Here is a 2,524-nt window from a genome sequence, read left to right as displayed (position 1 = left end):
GGTGGCGCTCCGGGTCAGGGTACCAATATCCAGATCAGAGGCATAAACTCCATCGACGTGAACAGGAATAACCAGCCGCTCTTCGTAATTGACGGAGTACTGATGGATAACTCAACCTCCAACTTCGGACAGGGTACTGAACTGAGAGGGATGAGTAACCGTCTGGCTGATATCAACCCGGATGACATCGAAAGCATAAACGTGCTGAAAGGCGGTGCTGCAACGGCACTGTATGGCCTTCGGGGCTCAAACGGTGTGGTGGTAATCACGACCAAAAGAGGAGAGCAAGGTGCTTTACGCGTTAGCTTCACCAGCACGGCAGGTATAGAAGAAGTAAACAAGTTCCCGGAAATACAGGATACCTATACACAAGGATATACCGGTCTTTACGACCCGGCCAGTTTCTGGCCTTCCTGGGGACCGACAGCGGCAGAAGCTCGCAAGATTGACCCGACTCACCCTGAAAAGATCCGGAACCATTTTAAGGATGCGTATGAAACCGGAAACCAGTTCCGTAACTCGCTCACCTTCTCAGGTGGTACGGAGGCGGTCACGTTCCTGTCCTCAATCTCGCACCTGAAGCATGAAGGGGTACTACCTTTTACGGATTACAGTAATTTCTCAGCCCGCCTGAACACAGAAGTAAAGATCAGCGACAAAATAAAGACAGGCGCTAACTTCAACTACATCAACTCAGGAGGCCAGCGTTTCAATGCTGACCGCTACAACGAAAACCTGAGCTACTGGTCACCACGCTGGGACTTAAGAGACTTCCGCAAACCGGATGGCACCCAGCAAACGTACGGCAACAGTAACCCGATGTATGGCGCTGCCACCAACTTGATGAACGATGACGTGAACAGGTTCATCGGTGGTCTGAGCTTCGGGTATGCCCCACTCAAATGGCTGGATTTCAGCTACCGCGTCGGACTGGACACCTATACGGATGACCGCACCGGAACAGCTCCCGGCCCCCGTGGTTTTGCAGACGAGTGGGTGTACGAAGACAATGAATTAGGATTTGTAAATGAGTATAGCACAAAGTTCAGATCCCTCAGCTCTACCTTCCTGGCATCAGTCAATACCAAATTCGGAGAAAACTTCAATGCTACTTTCCGGGCAGGTCACGAACTCTATGACAGGACTATCAAGAGTTTTGGTGTGGAAGGCAGCGAGCTGACAGTGTTTGATTATTTTGATCTGCGCAATGCGCGTCTTCTTACGGCTGTACAAAACCAAACCGAATACCGCTTGATGGGTTTATTCGGGGAAGCTTCCATCGACTACAAGGACTTCCTGTTTCTGACCCTGACCGGACGTAATGACATTACCTCCACACTCAGAAAGCCGAACAACTCTTTCTTCTACCCATCGGCCAGCTTAAGCTATGTGTTCTCCGAGCACATGGAGTTGCCATCCTTTATCAGCCAGAGCAAGCTGCGTTTGTCTTATGCGCAGATAGGTAAAGATGCCCCGGAATATTCTACTTCTTCAGGGTTCAGTTCCTACACGGCAATGCCTACCGGCTATACCGGCTTCACCCGCTCTGCCCTTCTTGGCAACCAAGGCCTGCGCCCGGAGTTTACCGACACGTATGAGGCAGGCCTCGAAATGTCCTTCCTGGACAATCGCCTGGGCTTTGACCTGACCTACTACTACTCCCTGAGCAAGGACCAGATCATCAACATCAACGTGGCTTCCTCCACGGGTTACGTGAGAGCAGCCGTAAACTCCGGCAGCATGCGCAACAAAGGAGTAGAAGTCGTACTGAACGCCACTCCGGTAAGAGCAGGAGACTTCAACTGGGATTCGAAACTGATCTTCTCGGCTAACCGCAACAAGATCATAAGCATCCGCGAGGGACTGGACGAGATCCCTTACGCCTCGCAGTTCGGTTATTCAAGCTCTACTGTCACCATGAAGCTCATCGAAGGACAGCCTTATGGCAATATCTACGGTACCCACTACAAGCGCTACTATGGCCCGGGCGAAGAAGAAGATCCGCTGTTCCTGGATGAGTCCAGACCGATCGTAATTGGTGAAAATGGTTTCCCGGTGCGTGCAGCAACCACAAGCCAGAAGATACTGGGCAACTCCCAGCCTGACTGGATAGCTGGTTTCACCAACACCTTCAGCTACAAAAACCTGAGCCTTACCGGCCTGATCGATGCCCGTGTTGGCCTTGAGAAGTACAACCAGATGGACAACTTCTTCTCTGCCTTTGGTATTGCAGAGTATACCGAAAACAGAAACGACTTCATGGTATTTGAAGGAGTACTGGCAGACGGAACACCTAATACCAAGCAGGTATGGCTTGGCCAGGGTGTCGGACCTGATGGGATCAATTATGGTGATGGCTTCTACCGCAGAGTACACAGAGGAGTATCCGAAAACTTTGTGCAGGATGCATCCTGGTTCCGCTTACGCTCCCTGACGCTCAGCTACCAGTTGCCTGGCAAGTGGTTCGAAAATAATTTTATCCGAAACAGCTCTGTTTCACTGACCGGCAACAACCTGTGGCTCT

General features: G+C 51.1%; 1 protein-coding gene. It reads left to right on the top strand.

Annotated features, from left to right (window positions below):
* Window positions 1-2,524: SusC/RagA family TonB-linked outer membrane protein (locus tag OB13_RS16695; protein ID WP_461491316.1), on the top strand; the 2,524-nt coding region annotated here is incomplete at both ends.

It is taken from the genome of Pontibacter sp. HJ8, assembly GCF_054824225.1.
Note: the sequence above shows the minus strand (reverse complement) of the source record. Positions and strands in the feature narration are given on the sequence as shown.